The following is a 22,577-nucleotide window of genomic DNA, read 5'->3' as shown; positions in this document are numbered from 1 at the left end:
ATCACGCTCGGTTTCATGCAGACGATGCGTCAGGCGTGGCGCATGACCGGCCGCGACTGGCGCGCGGGCGAGCTCACGATGCTGCTGCTCGCGCTGGTGCTGGCGGTGGCGGCGCTCTCCAGCGTCGGGTTTCTCGCGGATCGCATGCGCCAAGGGCTCGCGCGCGACGGACGCCAGATGATCGCCGCCGATTTCGTCGTGCGCGCCGATCATCCCGTCGATCCGATGTTCGCAACGCAAGCGAAATCGCTCGGACTCGAGACGGCGGGCACGACGATTTTCCCGAGCATGATCAGTTCGACGTCCGCGCAGCCGCTCTCGCGCCTCGCGGCGATCAAGGGCGTGACGCAGGGCTATCCGTTGCGCGGCGCGCTGCGCATCGCGCCCGCCGTCGACGCCGCCGATGCGCCCGCGCACGGCATTCCCGCGCCCGGCACCGTCTGGGTCGACGCCGCCTTGCTCGATGCGCTCAAGACGAAGGTCGGCGGCACGGTGAAAGTCGGCACGCGCACGTTCACGGTCGCGGGCGTCATCACGCGCGAACTGGATCGCGGCTTCTCGTTCGTCAACTTCTCGCCGCGCCTGATGATGCGCGCCGACGAAATCGCCGCCACGGGACTCATCGGCTACGGCAGCCGCGTGACGTATCGCCTGCTCGTCGCCGGTTCCGACAGCCAGGTCGAGCAGTTCGCGAAGTTCGCGCGCGAGAACGTCGATGGCGGCAAGCTGCGCGGCGTCGCGCTGGAATCGCTCTCCGACGGCCAGCCGCAAGTGCGCCAGACGATCGATCGCGCGAGCCACTTCCTCACGCTGGTGTCGCTGTTGACGGCGCTGCTCGCGGCGGTCGCGATCGCGATGGCGGCGCATCGTTTCGCGCGGCGTCATCTCGACGGCTGCGCCGCGATGCGCTGTCTCGGCGTCAGCCAGCGCACGCTGCGCGCGCTCTTCCTGAACGAATTTCTGGCGATCGGCCTGATCGGCAGCGCGGCGGGCGTCGTGCTCGGTTTCGGCGGGCATCTCGTGCTGCTGAACTGGCTCGGCTCGCTCGTCGATGTCGAACTGCCGCAGCCGAGCGTCTGGCCCGCGCTGGAAGGCGTCGCGATGGGGCTCGTGCTGCTGCTCGGCTTCGCGCTGCCGCCGCTTCTGCCGATCACGCGCGTGCCGCCGGTGCATGTCATCCGGCGCGAACTCGGCGATGCGCAACGCGTCGCCCATGCCGCGTATGGCGTCGGCGTGCTGCTGTTCGCGGCGCTTTTGATCGTCGCGGCGGGCGAGTTGAAGCTCGGCGGCATCGTCGCGGGCGGTTTCGCGGCGGGCCTGCTCGTGTTCGGCGCGATCGCGCGCGCGGCGCTCTGGGCGGCGGCGCGCTTCGTGCGGCGCGAGCGCAGCCGCGCGGGCGTCGGCTGGCGTTATGCGCTCGCGTCGCTGGAGCGGCGCAGCGGGTCGAGCGCGCTGCAAATCACCGCGCTCGGCATCGGGCTGATGTGTTTGCTGCTCATCGGCATGACGCGCAACGATCTCATCAAGGGCTGGCGCGACGCGACGCCGCCCGACGCGCCGAATCAGTTTCTCATCGACATTCAGCCGGACCAGCGCGCCGGCGTGCTCGACTATCTGCACGCGCACGGCCAGCCCGACGCCGCGCTTTCGCCGATGGTGCGCGCGCGTCTCGTCGCCATCAACGGCAAGGCTGTGAATCCGGACAACTACGACCGTGCCGACGCGAAGCGCCTCGTCGATCGCGAATTCAATCTGTCGTACACGACCGAACTGCCCGGCGATAACCGCGTCACGCAAGGCGCGTGGTTCGGCAAAGACGGCAAGCCGCAGGTGTCGATCGAAGAGGGCATCGCGAAGACGATCCGCGTGAAGATGGGCGACGTGCTGCGTTTCGACGTCGCCGGACTGCCGGTCGAAGCGCCGGTGACGAGCGTGCGCAAGGTCGACTGGAATTCGTTCAAGGTCAACTTCTTCGTGCTGCTGCCGCCCGACGCGCTCGCCGATCTTCCCGCGACCTTCATCACGAGCTTTCATCTGCCGGCGGACGAGCAACGCGTGATCGACGGGCTCGTCGCGCGTTATCCGAACGTGACGGCGATCGATATCGCGCCGATTCTCGCGCAGATTCATCGCACGCTCGCGCAGGTGATCGGCGCGGTGCAGTTCCTGTTCCTCTTCACGCTCGCGGCGGGCGTGCTCGTGCTCTACGCGGCCCTTGCCGGCACGCGCGATGAACGCGTGCGCGAATCGGCGCTGTTGCGCGCGCTCGGCGCGTCGCACGGACAGATCCGCTCGGTGCAGGTCGCCGAGTTCGTCGCCGTGGGCGCGCTGTCCGGGCTGATGGCCGCGGTCGGCGCGCAGGGCATCGGCTATGTGCTGGCGGCGCGCGTGTTCGAGTTTCATATCGATTTCAATCCGTGGCTCGTGCCGGTGGGCATCGTCGCGGGCGTCGCGTGCGCGGGGCTCGGCGGCTGGCTGAGCCTGCGGCGCGTATTGGCGCGCCCCGCGCTGCAATCGCTGCGCGACGCGTAGTTTTTCGAATCAGAGCAATGACCGACGTCAATCCCGAAGACGATGTGCAAAAGCCGACCGCTTTCGAGCTGGTCGGCGGCGAAGAGCGCGTGCGCGCGCTCGTCGACCGTTTCTATGATCTGATGGACCTCGAGCCGGAGTTCGCGGGCATCCGCGCGCTGCATCCGCCGACGCTCGACAATTCGCGCGACAAGACGTTCTGGTTCCTGTGCGGCTGGATGGGCGGGCCGGATCACTACATCAGCCGCTTCGGTCACCCGCGTTTGCGGGCGCGGCATCTGCCGTTCGCGATTGCATCGAGCGAGCGCGACCAATGGCTGCGCTGCATGGCGTGGGCGATGGAAGACATCGGCATCGACGCATCCTTGCGCGAGCGGCTGCTCACTTCGTTCTTCGATACCGCCGACTGGATGCGCAACCGTCCCGGTTGATTCGCTTTCTTTTGTACCGGTTCAGGCGGGGCGCGGCTGATGCATCATCGGCTTTTTCGCCTCATCGCAAGGAAGCACGACCATGAGCACACGCGCACTCTTTCGCGAGGACGCTTATCAAACGCGTTGCGACGCGACCGTCACCGCCATCGACGAGCAGGGCATCCACCTCGATCAAACCGTGTTCTATCCGCTCGGCGGCGGTCAGGCGGGCGATGCCGGCACGCTGACGCTCGCGGACGGCACGGTCATCGCGATCGCCGATACGCGCAAGGCGAAGTTCGAAGGCGCAACGCCGGATGACGCGGTTCACGTTCCCGCGCCCGGTCAGGAGGATGCGCTTGCGAAGCTGAAAACCGGCGACAAGGTGAGCGCGGAGATCGACTGGGCGCAGCGTTACCGGCGCATGCGGCTGCATACGGCGAGCCATCTGATCTGCGCGGTGCTGCCGTATCCCGTCGACGGCTGCAGCATCACGACGGAATACGCGCGGCTCGATCTCGCGACGGTCGAGCCGATCGAGCGCGAAGCCGTCGAAGCGAAGCTCAACGCGCTGATCGGCGGCGCGCACGGCGTGCAGACCGAATGGATCACCGACGATGAAATGGCCGCGCGTCCCGAGCTCGTGCGCACGATGAGCGTGAAGCCGCCGACGGGCCTCGGCCGCGTGCGTCTCTTGCGCATCGAGAATGTCGATCTGCAGCCGTGCGGCGGCACGCATGTGCGCAACACGGAGGAGATCGGCGAGTTGCGCATCGCGAAGCTGGAGAAAAAGAGCGCGCGCACGCGGCGACTGGTGCTGGAACTCGTCTGAACATGGATCCGCGCGCTCAGGCCGTGCTCGATCTCTGGTTCGGCGCGCCCGGTTCAGCGGAATTCGGTCAGGATCGCAAGCTGTGGTGGAAGAAGAAGCGCGTCTTCGATTCGCTGCTCACCAAACGTTTCGGCGCGCTGCTCGACGAGGCGCACGCGGGCGGCTTGCGCGAGTGGGAAAGCACGCCGCTCGGCACGCTTGCGCTGATCGTGCTCATCGATCAGTTTTCGCGCAACTGTCATCGGAACACGCCGCGCGCGTTTGCGGGCGATGCGCGTGCGCTCGCGCTGGCGAAGACGCTGGTCGAGCGCGGCGACGATCTGCGCTTGCCGAGTGCGTACCATCGCGCGTTCGCGTACATGCCGTTCGAGCACGATGAATCGATGGGGAGCCAGCGCGAGGCGCTGCGCTTATTCGCAAAGCTGAAAGAAGAGACCGGCGTTTCGAGCTTCCATGAATCGGCGCTGGAGCACGCGGAAGTGGTCGAGCGCTTCGGACGCTTTCCGCATCGCAATCGGATTCTCGGACGCGAAATGCGCGCCGATGAGGAGGCGTGGCTGGCGGCGCATGGCGGGTTTTGACCCACGGGCGAAGCGTGTGCCGCATCCCTTTTACGTGAGGAAGCCCGCGTCACATCGTCGATCGAACGGATTGACATTGGTCGTTGACGATCCGTTTTCCGATTAGTTCTATTGATGCATGAGCGATGCGCCCCTAATATGAATACCGCTGTATCAAGGCACTATTCATATATCGGACCATCGCAACAGCATGACGCGCGCGAACTTTAATCGAATTACTTTGGTTTCCGTAACAGGTTTGCAGGACGCCACGCGCGCCGTTCCAGCGCTGGAATTGAGTCGCAGACAAATGCCAGGCGCGCGCGCATTACTTTGCAGCCCGAATTCGCCGCGCGGGCTGCCTGAAGGAATCGCGCACCGCAAGATCGCTCCCATGAACTACCACGAATACAGCTGGTTCGTGATGTTTGCGCTTTGGAAGCTGATCGACACCGATTTCGCGCTCGTCTTGCAGGATGATGGCTGGGTTCTGGACGGCAATAACTGGCGTGACGAATTCTTCGACTACGACTACATAGGGGCACCCGTTCATCAGGCGTGCGTCGAATCGGCCGCCGGTACCGAATGGATTTCACACTTCAAATGGCGCGATCGGATAGATCGTCCGGGCCATGTCGTGCGGCCTGTTTTGAATGGAGGCTTCAGCCTGCGCAGCAGGCGCATGTTGCGCGCATTGATGGATCATCCGGAAATCAAGGTTGAGATTCCGCGGCCGGAATTACTCGATAACAGCGAATTTCGCATGCGCTGGAGTAATCGCGCACCCAATGAAGACGTGCAACTGACTGCCACTTTGCGTCCGCAACTCGAGGCGGTCGGGATCAAGTACGCCCCGCTCGATTTGTGCAAGCGCTTTGCAGTCGAAGATTCCGGTCCTATCTATGGCGATGCCGATTTCATGGACCTTTTCGGCCATCACGCTTTCTGGCGCCGTCTGGTCAGCATCGATCCACCGAGCGTGGAGTACAAAGTCAAACGCAGTTTGGCACAGCGGGCATTCCGGGAAATGGATGTCGTGCGTATGTTGGAGGCGCGCGGGTATCGCGTAACGTTCGCTGCGGAGTGAGCAGGCATAGGGCGACACACTGGAAGACATCGCCCCCAGACGATGACGCTAGCGGGGCTTTCTGGTAATCATCATCGACAGAGGAGGGTGGCATGGTCGCATAGTATCTGGGTGCAATGTTCAGTTTTACGGTCGGTTAAATTAGGTATACGAATTAAATAAGGTATCCGAGTAATGAGTGACTGCTTCCGGAAACGGGCCTAACGGCAAGGGGGAAGTTTCGACGCAGCAGCCTGGGAACTGCAACGGGATCGTCACTGTTGGTGCAACGGATTCCGGTGGCAATCGTGCTGTATTCTCGAATTACGGGCCGCCGGTCACTGTGATGGCCCCCGGCGGATCGATCATCTCGACCATCGATACAGGTAAGACCGTTCCCGCATCCAACTCCATGTTTTCGATATTGAGTGGCACATCGCAGTCAATTCCGCACGTAGCAGGAGTGATTGCACTCATGTTTGAGGCGAACCCTGGGGCGACCGTCGACGAGATAAAGTCCGCCCTGACTTCAACGGCGACATCGATGGCCGCACAGTGTCCCGAGGGTTGTGGCGCGGGTCTCATCAATGCCCGAAAGGCCGTTGAGAGCATCCTGGCGATCAAACGAAGCTGACAAGGCAGATCCCGCTGTTACGCGCTCGAGACGTCGTCGAGTATGAATGGAAGGCTCGCCTGCCGCGGGCCTTCAACGAACTGAACAGTTGCCGCGCGCCTGAGTTCGGTGTCGATAACGACATATGCGACATCAGCCACCCGATCGATTTGCTCGCTTCATCGAAAATGATCGCGCACTTTCCCCGTCAAAACCATATTCTCGCCGCCAAATGCGCGTCGATGAATGACCCAGCCTTTTGAGATGGCGTCGAATGCCAGTGATTTAGAATCGCTCGGCATCCTTATCATCCGACGTGTTTCATGCCCGATTTCAGCAACATCACTCTGGTTTCCGTGACCGGACTGAACGACGCCCACGGCGCGGCGCTGGCGCTCGAATTCTCCCGCCGGCAAATGCCCGGGGCTTCCGCCTTGCTTCTAAGCCCGTCCGCACCTGGCAATCTTCCGCCGGACATTCGTCACCGTGCCATCGCGCCGCTGAGCTTCAAGGAATACAGCCTTTTCATGATGTTCGCGTTGTGGCGCATGGTCGAAACGGAGTACGTGCTGATCGTCCAGGAAGACGGCTGGCTGCTCGACGCGTCGAACTGGACCGATGAATTCCTCGAATACGACTATATCGGCGCGCCCGGACACCTCGCGCGCGTCGACAGACCCGAAGGCATTTACTGGAAGAAGGATTTTTCTTGGTACGGCGATCTCGAGAACCCGGACTCCGTCGTGATTCCGGTGCTCAACGGAGGCTTCAGTCTCCGTAGCCGTCGCATGCTTCGTGCGCTGGTCGATCATCCGCACATCCGGATGGTGGTCCCGCCGCCCGACGTCAGCGATTCCGAGCCGATCGCCATGAGCTGGTTCAACGACGCCACGCATGAAGACGTGCAACTCACCTGCATGTTGCGTCCCGAGCTGGAAGCCGTGGGTCTGCGGTTCGCGCCGCTCGAAGTCGCGGCGCGTTTCGGTTTCGAACATGCCGCGCTCAGTCACATCGGCGTGAACCTTCACACTGTATTTGGCATGCACGGTTCATGGCGGCGTCTTGCCAGCATCGATCCGCCGGTCGTGCGTTATGGCGCGACGCGGCGCCACATCGACGAACATCCGCTGGAGCCGCCTGTGGTCAAGATGCTCGAGGAGCGCGGTTATCGGCTCGAGTTCATGCCAGAGCCTGCTTGATCAACGCCCGCCCGACACGTCCAGAATCGCGCCCGTCACATACGACGACGCATCCGACAACAGCCATACGATCGATTCGCCGACTTCATCGGCGGTGCCCGCGCGTCCGATCGGCGTCTGCACGCCAAGTACGTGCGCGCGATCCGGCTTGCCGCCGCTCGCGTGGATGTCGGTATCGATGAGCCCGGGGCGAATCGCGTTCACGCGCACGCCTTCGCGCCCGAGTTCCTTCGACAGCCCGATCGTGAGCGTGTCGATCGCACCTTTGGATCCCGCGTAATCGACGTACTCGTTCGGCCCGCCGAGCCGCGCCGCCGCCGACGATACATTCACGAGCGATCCGCCCTTGCCGCCGCGCGAAGTCGACATGCGCCGCGCCGCCTCGCGCGCGCAGAGATACGCACCGAGCACGTTGATGTCGAAGATGCGCTTCATGCGCGCGATATCCATGTCCGCGAGCATCGAACCGGGCGCGACGATGCCCGCGTTGTTCACGACGCCATCGATCTTGCCGAAGGCTTTCTCCGTCGCGTCGAACATCGCGATGATCGCGGCTTCGTCGCTGACGTCGCCGGGAATCGCGATGGCCTTGCCGCCCGCCGCAACGACGGCCGCGACGGTGTCATCGGCGGCCGCGGCGTTCGACGCGTAGTTGACGCCGACCGACCAGCCGCGCGCGCCCGCGAGCACCGCAGCCGAGCGGCCGATGCCGCGGCTTGCCCCCGTAATCAGGATGACTTTCGACATCGGTTCCGCTCCTCAGACGGCGTTACGTTTTTCGGACCACTTGTCGATCGCGGGCGGCGTGTAGGTCTTCAGCTTTGCGATCATCTCGCCGGGTTCGGCTGCGACCTGAATGAAATCCAGATACGCCTCGCGCATGAAGCCTTCGTCGACCGTATGACGCAGCATCGCCATGAGCGGATCGTAGTAGCCGTTCACGTCGAGCAAGCCGACCGGCTTCTGGTGATAGCCGAGCTGCGCCCACGTGTAGACCTCGAAAAACTCCTCGAACGTGCCGACGCCGCCCGGCATCGCGACGAACGCGTCCGACAGATCGGCCATCTTCTTCTTGCGCTCGTGCATGTCGGGCACGACGTGCAATTCGGTGAGATCCGTGTGGCCCACTTCCTTCGCGAGCAGCAACTCGGGAATCACGCCGACGGCGCGTCCGCCCGCGGCGAGCACTTCATCGGCGATGAGTCCCATCAGCCCGACGCGGCCGCCGCCGTAGACGAGCGAGAGATCGTTTTCAACGAGCGCGCGGCCGAATGCCTTGGCCGCTTCGGCATAGACGGGGCGGGCGCCGGTCGCGGAGCCGCAATAAACACAAACTGCCTTCATTTATCTGGAATCCTTCGGTATTTCGGTCTTCGACGCGTTCGATGCGTTGGACGCGTCTTCGCGCGGCGGCAGGAAATCCGCATACTCGCGCTTTGGCAGCTTACCGGAAACGAGATCGTCGAAGAGCTGACGCGAGCGTCCGCGCAGATACGGCGCCATGATCGAGATGATATGCAGGCTCGCCTGATGCAGTTCCGTGCGGATCGCTTCCTGATCGTTGTACTTGCGCGGATTCATCACGTACTGATACGACAGCCAGTACGTCGCGATTACGCCGATGTTCGTCGCGATCACCTTGATCTCCTCGGGCGTCGCGACCATTTCCTGATCGGCCACGAGCGCCTCGCACAACTGGCTCGCGAAGTGCACCTTGTGCGTGATGATCTGCTTGAAGTGCGTTTCGAGCGTGCGGTTGCGCGCGAGCAGATCGTTCAGGTCGCGATACAGGAACCGGTAAGTCCACAAGAAATCCGCCATGTATTGCAGATACGACCACATCTCGTCGATCGTCGGGCGATGATCGTCCGGAAAGCGCAGACGCTTCTGAATCTGCTGCTCGAACTGCGCGAAGATGCTGTTGATGATGTCGTCTTTGTTGCGGAAATGGTAGTACAGGTTGCCTGGACTGATTTCCATCTCCTCGGCGATCGTCGTCGTGGTGACGTTCGGCTCGCCGATATCGTTGAACAACTTCAGCGACAGCTCGAGTATCCGTTCGCGGGTGCGGCGGGGTGGTTTGGCTTCCATGTCGTCCGACCTTGGGATCGGGCCGCGAGGGCTCGGGATGAGCGTTCGCGCGGCCGCTTCCGTTGCTATTTTTGAGAATATCGGACGATTATAAACCGGTCGTTCTGCGGCACGGACGCGAGCTTTGAGCGCACGAATTCTCTTTTATAAGATACGCGCGAGCCAAGCGGATGCAAACGGCCAAAGAATCAGACCCCAGGTAATGACGCAGACGCCGAGCGCGACCATCACCGCGGCGCTGCCGAAATCCTTCGCGCGCTTTGACAACTCGTGACGTTCGAGCGATATCCGGTCGATGGCCGCCTCGACGCTCGAATTCAGCAACTCGACGATCAGCACCAGCAGCACGGACGCGATCAGCGCCGCGCGCTCGACGGGCGCGACCGGCACGAAAAGGCTGCACGGCAAGAGGATCGCGGCGAGCGTCAATTCCTGACGAAACGCGCTTTCCTCGCGAATCGCGACGCGAAAACCGTACAGCGAATTTTTCATCGCGTGCCACGCGCGCGTGAAGCCGCGGTTGCCCTTGTACGGATTAAAGGGCAGGTCGTCGGGGCCGAGCGGCTCGGGCGGCTGCGCGGACGTTTCGTCGATGTCTTCGGGGTCATCGTCGAAGGGATCGCGCGCGCGGCCCGTCGCGGACGAAGCGCCTCGCGCGTTCGCTTCGGCCCGTTCCTGCGCCACGGCGTGTCGCGTCATGCCGCTGCCCGGTCCGAGCTCGCGGCGCGCGGCCCGAACTGGCGCAGATGCGATGCGAACTGCTCCGAGGCCGCGCGCCACGAGAAGCGTTCGGCCCACGCGCGGGCATCGGCGCGTTCGATTTTCAGCGCCTGCAGGCAGGCTTCGTGAAGGTCGTCGTCGAGCGCACCGGGGCCGTTTTCGCCGAGCACGTCGATCGGGCCCGTCACCGGATAGGCCGCGACCGGCGTGCCGCAGGCCATCGCTTCGAGCAGCACGAGGCCGAAAGTATCGGTCTTGCTGGGGAACACGAAGACATCCGCCGCCGCGTAGACCTTCGCGAGCTCCGGCTGCGACAGCACGCCCAGATAGTTGACGTTCGTATAGCGCGACTTCAGCTCCGCGAGCGCCGGACCTTCGCCCGCGACCCACTTCGAGCCGGGCAGATCGAGCTTGAGAAACGCCTCGACGTTCTTTTCCACGGCCACGCGCCCGACGTACAGAAAGATCGGCCGCGCCGTGTTGAGCACCTTCGACTCCATCGGATGAAAGACGTCGAGATCGACGCCGCGCGTCCACAGCACGACATTGGTGAAGCCGTATTTTTCGAGATCGCTCTTGACGACGGGCGTCGGCGCCATCACCGCCTGCGAGCCCTTGTGGAACCAGTGGAGGAAGCGATACGTCAGCGCGAGCGGGATGCCGAAGCGCGCCTTCACATACTCCGGAAAGCGCGTGTGGTACGCGGTCGTGAACGGCAGCTTGTGACGCAGCGCATACGCGCGCGCCGCGAGTCCGAGCGGACCTTCGGTGGCGATGTGCAGCGCGTCCGGCCCGAACGCGTCGATGCGGCTCGCGACGCGCTGTCCCGGCATCAGCGACAGGCGAATCTCCGGATAGGTCGGGCAGGGAATCGTTCTGAACTCGAGCGGCGTGAGCAATTCCACGCGATGTCCGAGCGCGGTGAGTTCCTTCGTCGTCTGCGTGAGCGTGCGCACGACGCCGTTGACCTGCGGTTCCCATGCGTCGGTAACGATCATGATCTTCATCAGCTTTGGCCCCGTTGGTTCGTTCGTGGTCAGACGGTCGCGCGTGCTTTCGCCGGGCGCGCTTCCGGCGAGCGCATCACCGTCCAGTAGACGATTTTCAGTTCGCCGTCGTAGGTTTCGACGAGCGCCGAGAGACTCTCGACCCAGTCGCCGTCGTTGCAGTAGAGAATGCCGTCGATGTCGCGGATTTCGGCCTTGTGGATGTGCCCGCACACGACGCCGTCGCAGCCGCGGCGGCGCGCTTCGTCGGTCATCACGCGCTCGAACTGCGAGATGAAGTTCACCGCGTTCTTGACCTGATGCTTCAGGTATTGCGACAGCGACCAGTAGTTGAAGCCGAGCTTCGTGCGCACGCGATTGAACCAGCGGTTGAGCAGCAGGATCATCGTGTAGGCGGTGTCGCCGAGATAGGCGAGCCATTTGGCGTGCTGGATCACGCCATCGAAGAGATCGCCGTGCACGATCCATAAACGCTTGCCCGCGAGCGTCGTGTGAAAGGCTTCGCCGCGAACGTGGATGTCGCCGAACGCGAGATCGCAGAACTGGCGCGCCGCTTCGTCGTGATTGCCCGGGATGTACACGACCTGCGTGCCCTTTCGCGCCTTGCGCAGGATTTTCTGCACGACGTCGTTGTGCGCCTGCGGCCAGAACCAGCCTTTGCGAAGCTGCCATCCGTCGATGATGTCGCCGACGAGATACAGATACTCCGACTCGTGGTGCCGCAGGAAATCGAGCAAATACGGCGCCTGGCAGCCGCCCGAGCCGAGGTGGATATCGGACAGCCAGATCGTGCGGTATCGATGCGGCTCTCCGCCAGAATCGGCGATGCCGTCGTGCTGGCCCGGCGACGCGGATTCGGACCCGAACGATTCCGTGGACTCCGATCGCAGCGCGAAGGGACCGGTGCGCAGTTCGCTATTGCTGAAGCTGAAGGGAGAGGGCGGGTCGATTGCCGGTCGGGCGGACGAGTTGAAGGCCATTGGCTCGCGCATCGGGTTTCGGTATGCGCATTACGCCTTCCGGCCGTGACCGAGCCGTGACAGTCACGAGAAGTTCTTATTACTTGACAACGGATTGCGCGGGAACGATGCGCGTGCCGGCGAGGCGGTCATGGAGAAATTGACGCGCCGGATCGAGCCACACGGCGGCGGCCCACAGCGCGACCCACGCGGCGAAGACGGCGAGCGTCTGCGGCACGGCGAGCGAGAAGAGCGGATGCAGCGCGAGCGGCGGCAGGAACCACAGCCACGCGAGCGCGTAGCGCGCGAGCGCGCGGGCGGGTTTGACGGGTTGCCCGCGCGCATCGACGAGTTTGAGGCGCCAGGTTTTCATCGGCAGGGTCTGGCCGCCGTGCGTCCAGAAATACACGAAGTAAGCCGCGAGGACGATGCCGATCCACGACATCAGCCAGTTGTGATGCGTGAGACCGTTGCGTTGCTGCGTGAGCGTGCTGAAGAGATAACCGGCGAGGAACACGACGCCGAAGAGAATGACGCCTTCGTAGAGCATCGTCGCGAGCCGGCGGCGCAGTGTGGGCGCGCGCATCGGATCGACGGTGGCCACTGCCGGCTGCGCGCTCACGAGCCGTTGTACATCGAAGGCGCCTGCTGCGGCGATACCGGAATCGGCGTGGCCGGCACGATGCTCGCCGCGCTCGGAATGGCGGGTTGCGCCGGCGCGCCGGAAACGGGCACTGCCGGCGCGGCCGCCGCCGCCGAACTGCCGTCCGCGTGGCCGCCGACGTGTCCCTGCTCGCGCGCCGCGACGAGCCGGTTGATGTCCTTCACTTCCGTCTTGCCGGTGGGCGGCGCGGAAACGATTGTCGGACGGCGCGTGTGCTCGCTCGCGGCCAGCTTTTTCTTCTGTTCTTCGGAGAGCTTCTGATACGCGTCCCACGCCTTCTCGCGCTTTTCGAGCGGCACCGACTTCGAAACCTGATAGTTCTCGCGCGCGACCTTGCGCTGGTCGGGCGTGAGCCGCACCCATTCTTCCATGCGCTGATGCAGATGCTTCTGCGCGTCGGGCGACATCCGATGGAACCGCGACGCGATCCTGAGCCACTTTTTCTTGCGCTCGTCGGAGAACGAGTCCCACTGCGTGGCGAAGGGCGCGAGCGCAACGTGCTGCGCTTCGGTGAGATGACTCCAGGAGATCGGGCTGTCGGACGACAGCGCCGCGAGCGGCGATGCGTTCGAATCGGCGGGCGTGCCGGAACTGCCGCTCGGCGCGGCGGCGGACGACGGCGCTGCGGCGGTGGAATAAAAGCGCGGATAAGTCGCGGCGAACGCAACCAGACCCGCAATCGCGCAACTAAAGACAATCGCGAGACCGCGCTTGTAACTCACCCGGAAATTCCCCCGCTGTTTTCAGTGCTTAATGATTGCGCGTCAGATACGCGTTGAAACCGTGATCCAGATAGGCGTCGATGGGCAGGCTGTCGCTCATCATGGCCGCGTCGATGTCGGCCAGTTCCGCCTTGCGCTGCTGATCTTCCCAATACGCGATGCCCGCAATCCCGATGACGAGCGCCGCGAGCGGCCACGCGAGTCCGAGGCCGCCGAGCCGCGCGAGCAGCCCTTTTGCGCCGCGGCCGTTATCGGCGCCGCCCGCGTCGAGCGTGCCTCCGGCGAACGCCGGAGCGAAGGCGGGCGCGGTCATCGCGACGGCCACCTTCTCCGGCTTCTTGCGCGCGATCGCGGCGCGGCGCGCATCGCGCAGCCGGTCGACGGCGGCAGCCGGAATGTTCGACGTGCTTTCATCCAGTGCGCGCACGACTTTCAGCGCGAACTCGTTTTCCTTCGTTTCAAGAGTGGAACTCATAGCGTGATCCCTTTGGCTTTCAGGGCTTGCGCGAGTGCATGCGTAGCGCGTGAACAGTGCGTCTTCACGCTACCCTCGGAGCATCCCATCGCGGCGGCCGTCTCGGCGACATCCATATCCTCCCAGTAACGCATGAGAAAAGCTTCTCGTTGACGCGCGGGCAGTTTCTGGATTTCGGCGTCGATCAGATTCAATACCTGCTCGCGCTCCAGACGGTTTTCGCTGCTCTCGCTGCCCGCCGCGCCGTCCTCGGATTCGAGGGTTTCGAGCGGGTCGAATTCGTCGTCGTCCGCATTGCCGAAGGACGAAAACAGGCTGACCCAGGTGTTGCGCACCTTCTGGCGACGGAAATAATCATGCGTCGCGTTCTGAAGGATACGCTGGAATAAAAGGGGAAGCTCGGATGCAGGCCGGTCGCCGTATTTTTCCGCCAGCTTGATCATCGCGTCCTGCACGATGTCGAGCGCCGCGTCGTCGTCGCGAACGGTGTACACGGTTTGCTTGAACGCGCGTCTTTCGACGCCCGCCAGGAAGTCGGCGAGTTCCTTGTCTGATGCCATCCGTTGGGGACCCGGCGCAACGAAGCTGCGTCCGAAGTTGCGTCGATGAGGATCGTGGAGTTCTAGGAAAACCTGCGAATCCTAGCAAAGTTTCGCCGCATCCGGAGCGGATGAGAGCTTTTGTTGCCATTTGCCGCCTGCATTCGGCCGGTCGAATGCCCCCCGGACAGCCTCTCCACGGAAGGAACTTTCGCACCGGAACGGCGCAAATTCAGCGCGCACGCCGCGTTCGGTAACTTTTTGCTTGACCGCCCGCGCGCGCCGCTGTTACATTTTCTGACTCGCATCATCAGTGAAATGTCTGCTTTGAGGCGAGCCCAAGAAGCACGCCAGTCAAACCTAGACGCGCCGCTTGAACCCGAGCCACAAGCCCGGCAGAGAGCACCCGATCAATTTTTTGCCGAAAATTCGAAAGGTGATGAATGAACATGCCCAGCGCGGAATTCTCCACGTCGGATACGACTCCTCCTCACGAAGCTGACTCCATCGGCGCCACCGTGCTCATGCGCGCATTGGCCGATGAGAACGTCCAGTTCATTTGGGGCTATCCCGGCGGCTCGGTACTCTACATCTACGACGAGCTGTACAAGCAAGACCAGATTCAGCACATTCTCGTGCGCCACGAGCAGGCCGCCGTGCACGCCGCCGACGCGTATTCGCGCTCGACCGGCAACGTCGGCGTGTGTCTCGTGACCTCGGGCCCGGGCGTCACCAATGCCGTCACCGGCATCGCCACGGCCTACATGGATTCGATTCCGCTCGTCGTCATCAGCGGGCAGGTTCCGACCGCGGCCATCGGTCTCGACGCATTCCAGGAGTGCGACACCGTCGGCATCACGCGTCCATGCGTGAAGCACAACTTCCTCGTGAAGGACGTGCGCGACTTGGCCGAGACCGTCAAGAAAGCGTTCTACATCGCGCGTACCGGCCGTCCCGGCCCGGTGCTGATCGACATTCCGAAGGACGTGTCGAAGGCGCCGTGCAAGTACGAGCCGGTCAAGAGCGTGTCGCTGCGTTCGTACAATCCGGTCACGAAGGGCCATTCGGGCCAGATCCGCAAGGCGGTGCAGCTTCTGCTGTCGGCGAAGCGCCCGTACATCTATACCGGCGGCGGCATCATCCTCGCCGATGCATCGCGCGAGCTGAACCAGTTCGCCGATCTGCTCGGCTATCCCGTCACCAACACGCTGATGGGCCTCGGCGGCTATCGCGCATCGGACAAGAAGTTCCTCGGCATGCTCGGCATGCACGGCACGTACGAAGCCAACATGGCGATGCAGAACTGCGACGTGCTGATCGCCATCGGCGCGCGCTTCGACGACCGCGTGATCGGCGATCCGAAGCACTTCGCGTCGTCGCCGCGCAAGATCATCCATATCGACGTCGACCCGTCGTCCATTTCCAAGCGCGTGAAGGTGGATATCCCCATCGTCGGCGACGTGAAGGAAGTGCTCAAGGAGCTCATCGAGCAGCTTCAGCACGCCGAGCACGGCCCGGACACGCAGGCGCTCGCGAAGTGGTGGGACGAGATCGAAGGCTGGCGCTCGAAGGATTGCCTGTCCTACGACCGCAAGAGCGAGATCATCAAGCCGCAGTACGTCGTCGAAAAGCTCTGGGAACTGACCGACGGCAACGCGTTCGTGTGTTCCGATGTCGGCCAGCATCAGATGTGGGCGGCGCAGTTCTATCCGTTCAACAAGCCGCGCCGCTGGATCAACTCGGGCGGTCTCGGCACGATGGGCTTCGGCCTGCCGGCGGCGATGGGCGTGAAGATGGCCTATCCGGACGACGAAGTGGTCTGCATCACGGGCGAAGGCTCGATCCAGATGTGCATTCAGGAGCTCTCGACGTGCAAGCAGTACAACACGCCCGTCAAGATCATCTCGCTGAACAACCGCTATCTCGGCATGGTGCGCCAGTGGCAGCAGATCGAATACAAGAAGCGCTATTCCAGTTCGTACATGGACGCGCTGCCCGACTTCGTGAAGCTCGCTGAGGCGTACGGTCACGTCGGCATTCGCGTCGAAAAGACCGCGGACGTCGAGCCGGCGCTGAAGGAAGCGCTGCGCCTGAAGGATCGCACCGTATTTCTCGACTTCCAGACCGATCCCACCGAAAACGTATTCCCGATGGTGCAGGCAGGCAAAGGCATCACGGAAATGCTGCTCGGGTCTGAGGATCTATAACGCGGCTTCGACTCGCGAGGCCCGCGCGCGCCTGTCTTCACAAAGGACATGTGACGCGCGCGGGTTTTTCGGACGAACGCCTCTTCTGGACACATTCGGGAAAAGACAATGAAACACATCATCTCCGTTTTGCTGGAGAACGAACCGGGCGCGTTATCGCGCGTCGTCGGGCTCTTTTCGGCACGCGGCTATAACATCGAAACGCTGACGGTGGCGCCGACCGAAGACAGTTCGCTGTCGCGGCTGACCATCGTCTCCATTGGCTCGGACGACGTGATCGAACAGATCACGAAGCACCTGAACCGCCTGATCGAGGTGGTGAAAGTGGTCGACCTGACAGAGGGCGCCCACATCGAGCGCGAGCTGATGCTCATCAAGGTAAGGGCGGTCGGCAAGGAACGCGAAGAAATGAAGCGCATGGCGGATATCTTCCGCGGCCGCATCATCGACGTGACCGAGAAGACCTACACGATGGAACTGACGGGCGCGTCCGACAAGCTCGACGCGTTCATCCAGGCGCTCGACGCCACGGCGATCCTCGAAACGGTTCGCACGGGCAGCTCAGGCATCGGCCGGGGCGAGCGGATTCTCAAGGTCTGACGCCTTTCCAGTCAAAACGAAGCAAAGTAGCGCAACCAAATTCAACGCACGATCAAGGAACCACCATGAAAGTTTTCTACGACAAGGACGCCGACCTCTCCCTCATCAAGGGCAAGCAAGTCACCATCATCGGTTATGGCTCGCAAGGCCATGCACACGCGCTCAACCTGAAAGAAAGCGGCGTGAACGTGACGGTCGGCCTGCGTAAGGGCGGCGCATCGTGGAGCAAGGCCGAGAACGCGGGCCTCAAGGTGAAGGAAGTGGCCGAAGCCGTGAAGGGCGCGGACGTGGTCATGATGCTGCTGCCGGACGAGCAGATCGCTGAAGTCTACAAGAACGAAGTGCATGACAACGCCAAGCAGGGCGCGGCGCTCGCGTTCGCGCACGGCTTCAACGTGCACTACGGTCAGGTGATCCCGCGCGCCGATCTGGACGTCATCATGATCGCGCCGAAGGCGCCGGGCCACACCGTGCGCAACACGTACACACAAGGCGGCGGCGTGCCGCACCTGGTCGCCGTGGCGCAGGACAAGTCCGGCTCCGCGCGCGACGTGGCGCTGTCGTATGCGGTGGCGAACGGCGGCGGCCGCGCGGGCATCATCGAAACGAACTTCCGTGAAGAAACCGAAACCGACCTGTTCGGCGAGCAGGCCGTGCTGTGCGGCGGTACCGTCGACCTGATCAAGGCCGGCTTCGAAACGCTGGTGGAAGCCGGCTACGCGCCGGAAATGGCGTACTTCGAGTGCCTGCACGAACTGAAACTGATCGTCGACCTGATCTACGAAGGCGGCATCGCCAACATGAACTACTCGATCTCGAACAACGCCGAATATGGCGAATACGTGACGGGTCCGCGCATCGTCACGGAAGAGACGAAGAAGGCGATGAAGGCCGTGCTGAAGGACATCCAGACGGGCGAATACGCGAAGAGCTTCATCATCGAGAACCGCGCGGGTGCGCCGACGCTGCAATCGCGCCGCCGTCTGACTTCGGAGCATCAGATCGAGCAAGTCGGCGAGAAGCTGCGCGCGATGATGCCGTGGATCGCGAAGAACAAGCTCGTCGACCAGTCGAAGAACTAAATCTTTCGCTAGTCACGCTTTTTGCTGCATCGAAAGCCGCCCGGATGCCCTGTGCGCCGGGCGGCTTTTGCTATCCTACGGTTTTTATAAAACACAGAACTCGTTCATGAACTATCCTCATCCGATCATTGCCCGCGAAGGCTGGCCGTTCATCGCCATCGCGGCTGTCGTCGCCATCCTCGTGCAGGCGATCGGCGGCTTTGGCTTCGCCTGGATCTTCTGGCTGATCGTGATTTTCGTCGTCCAGTTCTTCCGCGATCCGGCCCGCCCGATTCCGACCCAGCCCAACGCGGTGCTGTGTCCGGCGGATGGCCGCATCGTCGCGGTCGAAACCGCGCACGATCCGTACGTGGGCCGCGAAGCGCTCAAGATCAGCGTGTTCATGAACGTGTTCAACGTACACTCGCAGCGCTCGCCGGTGGACGGCGCCATCACGAAGGTGCAGTACTTTCCGGGCGCGTATTTGAACGCGGCCGTCGATAAAGCGTCGACCGAGAACGAGCGCAACGCGGTCGTGCTGCAGACGGCGGGCGGGCATACCGTGACGTCGGTGCAGATCGCGGGCCTCATCGCGCGACGCATTCTCTGCTATGTGCATGTGGGCGAGCCGCTCACGCGCGGCCAGCGCTACGGCTTCATTCGCTTCGGCTCGCGTGTCGACGTGTATCTGCCGGTTGGCAGCCGGCCGCGCGTGTCGATCGGCGAGAAGGTTTCGGCTTCGTCGACGATCCTCGCCGAATTCGCGGAATAACGCGGAGGATTCGATGGCGGCATTCAAACCGCGCCGTAATCGCGCGAACGCGACGCCTCCGCGCGCGTTCCGCCGCAACAAGGCCGCGCAGGACGTCGGCGCCGTGGAGACGCGGCGCGCGAAGCGGCAGCAGTTCCTCAGAAAACGCGGCATTTACCTGCTGCCCAACGCGTTCACCACGGCCGCGCTTTTTTGCGGCTTCTTCGCCGTCGTTCAGGCGATGAACGTGCGTTTCGAGATCGCGGCCATCGCCATTTTCGTCGCGATGGTGCTCGATGGCATGGACGGACGCGTCGCGCGCATGACGCACACGCAGAGCGCGTTCGGCGAGCAGTTCGACAGCCTTTCGGACATGGTGTCGTTCGGCGTCGCGCCGGCGCTCGTCATGTACGAATGGGTGTTGAAGGATCTCGGGCGCTGGGGCTGGCTCGCCGCGTTCGTCTACTGCTCGGGCGCGGCGCTGCGGCTCGCGCGCTTCAATACGAACGTCGGCGTGGTCGACAAGCGGTACTTCCAGGGCTTGCCGTCACCGGCCGCGGCTGCGCTGATCGCCGGTTTCGTCTGGCTCGCGACCGACAATCGCGTGCCGCTCAAGCTCGTGTGGCTGCCGTGGGTCGCGTTTGCGCTGACCATCTACGCCGGCGTGACGATGGTATCGAACGCGCCGTTCTACAGCGGCAAGGCGCTCGACGTGCGCTATCGCGTGCCGTTCGCGGGCGTGTTGCTGATCGTTGTGGCGTTCGTGCTGGTGTCGTCGGATCCGCCGGTCATGCTGTTCTGCCTGTTCGTGCTGTACGGCTTCTCGGGCTATATCTGGTGGGGCTATCTCGCGATCCGCGGACGGCCGAATCCCGCGCGCAGTTCGCAGCGGGAACACTAGGCCTCGACGCTTTCAAACAAAAAAGGCGGCAACCGATGAGGTTCGCCGCCTTTTTGCTTTTTGCGCGCCGATCAACCCGCGACCAGCGTGCCGTTCTGAATATGCACGCGCTCGCCTTGCTGGAACGGCGGCGGATTCTTGTACGTGAAGGTCCGAGTCTTGCCGTTTTCCATCCGCACGTGCACCGAGTAATCGGTTTCGCTGCGGATATGCTTTTCGACCGAATTGCCGGCCAGACCGCCGCCGAGCGCGCCGAGCAGCGTCATCGCCGTGCGCCCGCCGCCACGGCCGAACTGATTGCCAACGACGCCGCCCGCCACCGCGCCGCCGACCGCGCCGATGCCGGTGCCGCGGCCTTCATGCTTGACGGCCGAAATCGACTCGACGGTGCCGCACGTCGAGCAATACGCCGGATGCTGCGGCGGTTGCTGCGCATACGATGGCTGCGCGGGTCGTGGCTGCGCCGGGGCCGGTTGCGCCTGCTGCTGTGCCGCTTGCTGTTGCTGGGCGGCTTGTTGCTGCGCCGCCTGCTGTTGAGCGGCGGCTTGCTGCTGCGCCGGGCTCGGCGCGGCGGAATCGACTACTGGCTGCTGCGCGACCGCCGCCGTCTGTGTCTGCGGGTTCTGCGAGGAATTGCTCGATGCTCTCGGGAACAGTCCCGTCATCGCGGCGGTAGCCACGAGGCTCGCGACGATGACTGCGCCCGCCGCCGTGGCGATGAGCGGATGCAGACGCCGCTGCGGCGGGTGAGCGCTGCCGGAAGAGGGTGACGTGCCGAGTTTGCTGGTTCCGTTATCCATTATCGAACCTCCGTTTCGAGGCGAACTGCCGCTACCGATGTCGGCAATCACGCCCATTCTCGGGGAAGCGCCGACTTTCCGCTTTTTCGGCGTGTAACAAATTCCCGGAGATTGTCTCTTTCGATGAAAGCAGGAGCGATGCCAATCCCAATGGCTCGCGGCTGTGCGCCCTTCCGGGCCGAATACGGCTTGAAATTTTTACCAGCGGTTACAACAACGATCGTTCCATCGAAAAAAAAGGCGCCTCGAAAGGCGCGCTTTTTTCGCTGAAAACCGAGGCGAAAGCTCAGTCCTCGCGACGCAGATGCGGGAACAGAATCACGTCGCGAATACTCGGGCTGTCGGTCAGCAGCATCACCAGACGGTCGATGCCGATGCCGCAACCGCCCGTCGGCGGCATGCCGTATTCGAGCGCGCGGATGTAATCGGCGTCGAAATACATCGCTTCTTCGTCGCCGGCGTCCTTCTGGTCGACCTGCTTCTGGAAGCGCGCGGCCTGATCTTCCGGATCGTTCAGCTCCGAGAAGCCGTTGGCGATTTCGCGGCCCGTGATAAAGAGCTCGAAACGCTCGGTGATGCCCGGCACCGAATCCGACGCACGCGCGAGCGGCGACACTTCGATCGGATAATCGACAATGTACGTCGGCTCCCACAATTGCGATTCCGCCGTCTCTTCGAACAGCGCGAGCTGCAGCGAACCGAGACCGGCGTTGAGGAACGCGGGCTGCGTCGTATCCACACCGAACTTCTTCAGTTCCGTGCGCAGGAACGCGGCATCGGACAACTGCGCGTCGGTGTATTGCGGCGCGTACTTCTGAATCGCCTGATTGATCGTCAGACGATGGAACGGCTTGCTCAAATCAAGCTCGCGCCCCTGATACGTGATGGTGGCGGTGCCGAGCGCATCGATCGCGGCCTGGCGGATCAGTTGCTCGGTGAAGTCCATCAGCCAGCGGTAATCGGTGTACGCGGCGTAGAACTCCATCATCGTGAACTCCGGATTGTGACGCGGCGACACGCCTTCGTTCCGGAAGTTACGGTTGATCTCGAACACGCGCTCGAAACCGCCGACGATCAGCCGCTTCAGATACAGCTCGGGCGCGATGCGCAGGAACATTTGCATGTCGAGCGCGTTGTGATGCGTGGTGAACGGCTTGGCCGCCGCGCCGCCGGGAATGGGGTGGAGCATCGGCGTTTCGACTTCCATGAAGCTCGCCTGCGCCATGAAATTGCGGATCGACGTGACGGCTTTCGTGCGCGCCATGAAGGTCTTGCGCGATTCCGGCGTGACGATCAGATCGACATAGCGCTGGCGATAGCGCGTTTCCTGATCGGCGAGGCCGTGGAACTTGTCCGGCAGCGGACGCAGCGCCTTCGAGAGCAGACGCAACTCCGTGCAGCGCACCGACAGCTCGCCCTTGTTCGTGCGGAACAGCACGCCCTTGGCGGCGACGATATCGCCCAGATCCCACTTCTTGAATGCGTCGTAGGTTTCGGCGCCGACGTCCGCGGGCGTCACGAAGAACTGGATCTGGCCGCTGCCATCCTGAACCGTCGCGAAGCTCGCCTTGCCCATCACGCGCTTCAACATCATCCGGCCGGCGATCGCGACGGGCAGGGGATTCGCTTCGAGCGCGTCTTTATCCGTTTCGGCGTAGTCGCTCTGCAGCGCGGCGGCCTGATGCGTCGGGCGGAAGTCGTTCGGATAGGCGATGCCTTGCTCGCGCAACGCGCGCAGCTTGTCGCGTCGCTCGGCGATGATCTGGTTCTCTTCCAGTTCGGGAGCGGCGCCCGGTTGAATCGGTTCGGTCATGATGATTGTGGCTTTTTGATGCGAGGCGGGCTGAATTGAAAACGCGGATATC

Annotated in this window: 24 protein-coding genes; 12 read left to right on the top strand and 12 right to left on the bottom strand. The window is 63.1% G+C overall.

The annotated features are described in order from the left end of the window. Positions 1 to 15 precede the first annotated feature (15 nt). From QCE49_RS08675 to QCE49_RS08645, 7 genes are all read left to right on the top strand, one after another. Positions 16 to 2,532, top strand: coding sequence for an ABC transporter permease (locus QCE49_RS08675; RefSeq protein WP_409017210.1), 2,517 nt, complete (start codon positions 16 to 18; stop codon positions 2,530 to 2,532). A gap of 17 nt (positions 2,533 to 2,549) precedes the next feature. Next, complete coding sequence (locus tag QCE49_RS08670; protein WP_008341927.1) at positions 2,550 to 2,963, top strand: group II truncated hemoglobin; 414 nt, start codon at positions 2,550 to 2,552, stop codon at positions 2,961 to 2,963. A gap of 82 nt (positions 2,964 to 3,045) precedes the next feature. After that, positions 3,046 to 3,777: an alanyl-tRNA editing protein gene (locus QCE49_RS08665; protein WP_008341926.1), complete on the top strand. Its 732-nt coding sequence runs from the start codon at positions 3,046 to 3,048 to the stop codon at positions 3,775 to 3,777. A gap of 2 nt (positions 3,778 to 3,779) precedes the next feature. After that, entirely contained in the window at positions 3,780 to 4,358 is a 579-nt protein-coding gene (locus QCE49_RS08660; protein WP_250458358.1) for a DUF924 family protein, read from the top strand. A gap of 190 nt (positions 4,359 to 4,548) precedes the next feature. Further along, complete coding sequence (locus tag QCE49_RS08655; RefSeq protein WP_033535778.1) at positions 4,549 to 5,424, top strand: DUF5672 family protein; 876 nt, start codon at positions 4,549 to 4,551, stop codon at positions 5,422 to 5,424. Between the two features lie 178 nt (positions 5,425 to 5,602). Then, positions 5,603 to 6,037 (top strand): S8 family serine peptidase, encoded by a 435-nt coding sequence (locus tag QCE49_RS08650; protein ID WP_250458357.1) that lies wholly within the window; start codon positions 5,603 to 5,605, stop codon positions 6,035 to 6,037. Between the two features lie 302 nt (positions 6,038 to 6,339). Next, complete coding sequence (locus QCE49_RS08645; protein WP_250439965.1) at positions 6,340 to 7,215, top strand: DUF5672 family protein; 876 nt, start codon at positions 6,340 to 6,342, stop codon at positions 7,213 to 7,215. Here QCE49_RS08645 and QCE49_RS08640 read toward each other — a convergent pair whose 3' ends face one another. The 10 genes from QCE49_RS08640 to QCE49_RS08595 all read right to left on the bottom strand — a co-directional run bounded on the left by QCE49_RS08640 (position 7,216) and on the right by QCE49_RS08595 (position 14,413). Next, positions 7,216 to 7,962, bottom strand: coding sequence for an SDR family oxidoreductase (locus tag QCE49_RS08640; protein ID WP_008341918.1), 747 nt, complete (start codon positions 7,960 to 7,962; stop codon positions 7,216 to 7,218). A gap of 12 nt (positions 7,963 to 7,974) precedes the next feature. Then, positions 7,975 to 8,559, bottom strand: a complete 585-nt coding sequence (locus QCE49_RS08635; RefSeq protein WP_244807439.1) for a TIGR00730 family Rossman fold protein — start codon at positions 8,557 to 8,559, stop codon at positions 7,975 to 7,977. Then, positions 8,560 to 9,306: a TetR/AcrR family transcriptional regulator gene (locus QCE49_RS08630; RefSeq protein ID WP_008341915.1), complete on the bottom strand. Its 747-nt coding sequence runs from the start codon at positions 9,304 to 9,306 to the stop codon at positions 8,560 to 8,562. Between the two features lie 144 nt (positions 9,307 to 9,450). After that, positions 9,451 to 10,005, bottom strand: coding sequence for a diacylglycerol kinase (locus QCE49_RS08625; RefSeq protein ID WP_034473049.1), 555 nt, complete (start codon positions 10,003 to 10,005; stop codon positions 9,451 to 9,453). Continuing rightward, positions 10,002 to 11,033 carry a glycosyltransferase family 1 protein gene (locus QCE49_RS08620; RefSeq protein ID WP_250458356.1) on the bottom strand — a complete coding sequence of 344 codons (1,032 nt, stop codon included), beginning with the start codon at positions 11,031 to 11,033 and terminating at the stop codon, positions 10,002 to 10,004. Before QCE49_RS08620 ends, QCE49_RS08625 begins: the two co-directional genes overlap by 4 nt. Before the next feature lie 29 nt (positions 11,034 to 11,062). After that, positions 11,063 to 12,025, bottom strand: coding sequence for a UDP-2,3-diacylglucosamine diphosphatase (locus QCE49_RS08615; RefSeq protein ID WP_239295366.1), 963 nt, complete (start codon positions 12,023 to 12,025; stop codon positions 11,063 to 11,065). 67 nt (positions 12,026 to 12,092) lie between these two features. Further along, complete coding sequence (locus tag QCE49_RS08610) at positions 12,093 to 12,614, bottom strand: RDD family protein (protein ID WP_008341911.1); 522 nt, start codon at positions 12,612 to 12,614, stop codon at positions 12,093 to 12,095. Then, a complete protein-coding gene (locus QCE49_RS08605; protein ID WP_250458355.1) occupies positions 12,611 to 13,378 on the bottom strand; it encodes a DUF3106 domain-containing protein in 768 nt (255 codons plus the stop codon). The genes QCE49_RS08610 and QCE49_RS08605 overlap by 4 nt, the downstream gene beginning before the upstream one ends. A gap of 28 nt (positions 13,379 to 13,406) precedes the next feature. Continuing rightward, complete coding sequence (locus QCE49_RS08600; RefSeq protein WP_175982714.1) at positions 13,407 to 13,853, bottom strand: DUF3619 family protein; 447 nt, start codon at positions 13,851 to 13,853, stop codon at positions 13,407 to 13,409. Further along, positions 13,850 to 14,413 carry an RNA polymerase sigma factor gene (locus tag QCE49_RS08595; RefSeq protein WP_008341908.1) on the bottom strand — a complete coding sequence of 188 codons (564 nt, stop codon included), beginning with the start codon at positions 14,411 to 14,413 and terminating at the stop codon, positions 13,850 to 13,852. Before QCE49_RS08595 ends, QCE49_RS08600 begins: the two co-directional genes overlap by 4 nt. A 422-nt stretch (positions 14,414 to 14,835) precedes the next feature. Here QCE49_RS08595 and QCE49_RS08590 point away from each other — a divergent pair, with 422 nt between their 5' ends. The 5 genes from QCE49_RS08590 to pssA all read left to right on the top strand — a co-directional run bounded on the left by QCE49_RS08590 (position 14,836) and on the right by pssA (position 19,912). After that, a complete protein-coding gene (locus QCE49_RS08590) occupies positions 14,836 to 16,599 on the top strand; it encodes an acetolactate synthase 3 catalytic subunit (RefSeq protein WP_250458353.1) in 1,764 nt (587 codons plus the stop codon). A 108-nt stretch (positions 16,600 to 16,707) separates the two neighbouring features. Next, positions 16,708 to 17,199 carry an acetolactate synthase small subunit gene (ilvN, locus tag QCE49_RS08585; protein WP_008341906.1) on the top strand — a complete coding sequence of 164 codons (492 nt, stop codon included), beginning with the start codon at positions 16,708 to 16,710 and terminating at the stop codon, positions 17,197 to 17,199. Between the two features lie 65 nt (positions 17,200 to 17,264). Further along, complete coding sequence (gene ilvC / locus QCE49_RS08580; RefSeq protein WP_008341903.1) at positions 17,265 to 18,281, top strand: ketol-acid reductoisomerase; 1,017 nt, start codon at positions 17,265 to 17,267, stop codon at positions 18,279 to 18,281. A 106-nt stretch (positions 18,282 to 18,387) separates the two neighbouring features. Then, complete coding sequence (locus QCE49_RS08575) at positions 18,388 to 19,032, top strand: phosphatidylserine decarboxylase (protein ID WP_034473054.1); 645 nt, start codon at positions 18,388 to 18,390, stop codon at positions 19,030 to 19,032. Between the two features lie 13 nt (positions 19,033 to 19,045). Further along, complete coding sequence (gene pssA, locus QCE49_RS08570) at positions 19,046 to 19,912, top strand: CDP-diacylglycerol--serine O-phosphatidyltransferase (RefSeq protein WP_008341899.1); 867 nt, start codon at positions 19,046 to 19,048, stop codon at positions 19,910 to 19,912. Between the two features lie 71 nt (positions 19,913 to 19,983). Here the strand turns inward: pssA and QCE49_RS08565 are convergent, their stop codons facing one another. Together QCE49_RS08565 and lysS are read right to left on the bottom strand one after the other, a co-directional pair. Beyond that, positions 19,984 to 20,712 (bottom strand): glycine zipper 2TM domain-containing protein, encoded by a 729-nt coding sequence (locus tag QCE49_RS08565; protein ID WP_250458352.1) that lies wholly within the window; start codon positions 20,710 to 20,712, stop codon positions 19,984 to 19,986. Positions 20,713 to 20,998: 286 nt separating this feature from the next. Beyond that, a complete protein-coding gene (gene lysS, locus QCE49_RS08560) occupies positions 20,999 to 22,525 on the bottom strand; it encodes a lysine--tRNA ligase (RefSeq protein ID WP_008341896.1) in 1,527 nt (508 codons plus the stop codon). Between the last annotated feature and the right edge of the window lie 52 nt (positions 22,526 to 22,577).

Origin of the sequence: Caballeronia sp. LZ008 (genome assembly GCF_031451435.1) — a bacterium.
GTDB lineage: Bacteria > Pseudomonadota > Gammaproteobacteria > Burkholderiales > Burkholderiaceae > Caballeronia > Caballeronia zhejiangensis.
This window is presented reverse-complemented; position numbering and strand designations above follow the sequence as displayed.

Excerpts from the sequence above, each read along its gene's own strand:
- QCE49_RS08620 (WP_250458356.1), bottom strand. The coding sequence starts at position 11,033 with ATGAAGATCATGATCGTTACCGACGCATGGGAACCGCAGGTCAACGGC.
- QCE49_RS08675 (WP_409017210.1), top strand. The coding sequence starts at position 16 with ATGCAGACGATGCGTCAGGCGTGGCGCATGACCGGCCGCGACTGGCGC.
- QCE49_RS08630 (WP_008341915.1), bottom strand. The coding sequence starts at position 9,306 with ATGGAAGCCAAACCACCCCGCCGCACCCGCGAACGGATACTCGAGCTG.
- QCE49_RS08645 (WP_250439965.1), top strand. The coding sequence starts at position 6,340 with ATGCCCGATTTCAGCAACATCACTCTGGTTTCCGTGACCGGACTGAAC.
- QCE49_RS08615 (WP_239295366.1), bottom strand. The coding sequence starts at position 12,025 with ATGCGCGAGCCAATGGCCTTCAACTCGTCCGCCCGACCGGCAATCGAC.
- QCE49_RS08590 (WP_250458353.1), top strand. The coding sequence starts at position 14,836 with ATGAACATGCCCAGCGCGGAATTCTCCACGTCGGATACGACTCCTCCT.
- QCE49_RS08575 (WP_034473054.1), top strand. The coding sequence starts at position 18,388 with ATGAACTATCCTCATCCGATCATTGCCCGCGAAGGCTGGCCGTTCATC.
- ilvN (WP_008341906.1), top strand. The coding sequence starts at position 16,708 with ATGAAACACATCATCTCCGTTTTGCTGGAGAACGAACCGGGCGCGTTA.
- QCE49_RS08600 (WP_175982714.1), bottom strand. The coding sequence starts at position 13,853 with ATGAGTTCCACTCTTGAAACGAAGGAAAACGAGTTCGCGCTGAAAGTC.
- QCE49_RS08655 (WP_033535778.1), top strand. The coding sequence starts at position 4,549 with ATGACGCGCGCGAACTTTAATCGAATTACTTTGGTTTCCGTAACAGGT.
- QCE49_RS08595 (WP_008341908.1), bottom strand. The coding sequence starts at position 14,413 with ATGGCATCAGACAAGGAACTCGCCGACTTCCTGGCGGGCGTCGAAAGA.
- ilvC (WP_008341903.1), top strand. The coding sequence starts at position 17,265 with ATGAAAGTTTTCTACGACAAGGACGCCGACCTCTCCCTCATCAAGGGC.
- lysS (WP_008341896.1), bottom strand. The coding sequence starts at position 22,525 with ATGACCGAACCGATTCAACCGGGCGCCGCTCCCGAACTGGAAGAGAAC.
- pssA (WP_008341899.1), top strand. The coding sequence starts at position 19,046 with ATGGCGGCATTCAAACCGCGCCGTAATCGCGCGAACGCGACGCCTCCG.
- QCE49_RS08635 (WP_244807439.1), bottom strand. The coding sequence starts at position 8,559 with ATGAAGGCAGTTTGTGTTTATTGCGGCTCCGCGACCGGCGCCCGCCCC.
- QCE49_RS08665 (WP_008341926.1), top strand. The coding sequence starts at position 3,046 with ATGAGCACACGCGCACTCTTTCGCGAGGACGCTTATCAAACGCGTTGC.
- QCE49_RS08625 (WP_034473049.1), bottom strand. The coding sequence starts at position 10,005 with ATGACGCGACACGCCGTGGCGCAGGAACGGGCCGAAGCGAACGCGCGA.
- QCE49_RS08565 (WP_250458352.1), bottom strand. The coding sequence starts at position 20,712 with ATGGATAACGGAACCAGCAAACTCGGCACGTCACCCTCTTCCGGCAGC.
- QCE49_RS08670 (WP_008341927.1), top strand. The coding sequence starts at position 2,550 with ATGACCGACGTCAATCCCGAAGACGATGTGCAAAAGCCGACCGCTTTC.
- QCE49_RS08660 (WP_250458358.1), top strand. The coding sequence starts at position 3,780 with ATGGATCCGCGCGCTCAGGCCGTGCTCGATCTCTGGTTCGGCGCGCCC.
- QCE49_RS08640 (WP_008341918.1), bottom strand. The coding sequence starts at position 7,962 with ATGTCGAAAGTCATCCTGATTACGGGGGCAAGCCGCGGCATCGGCCGC.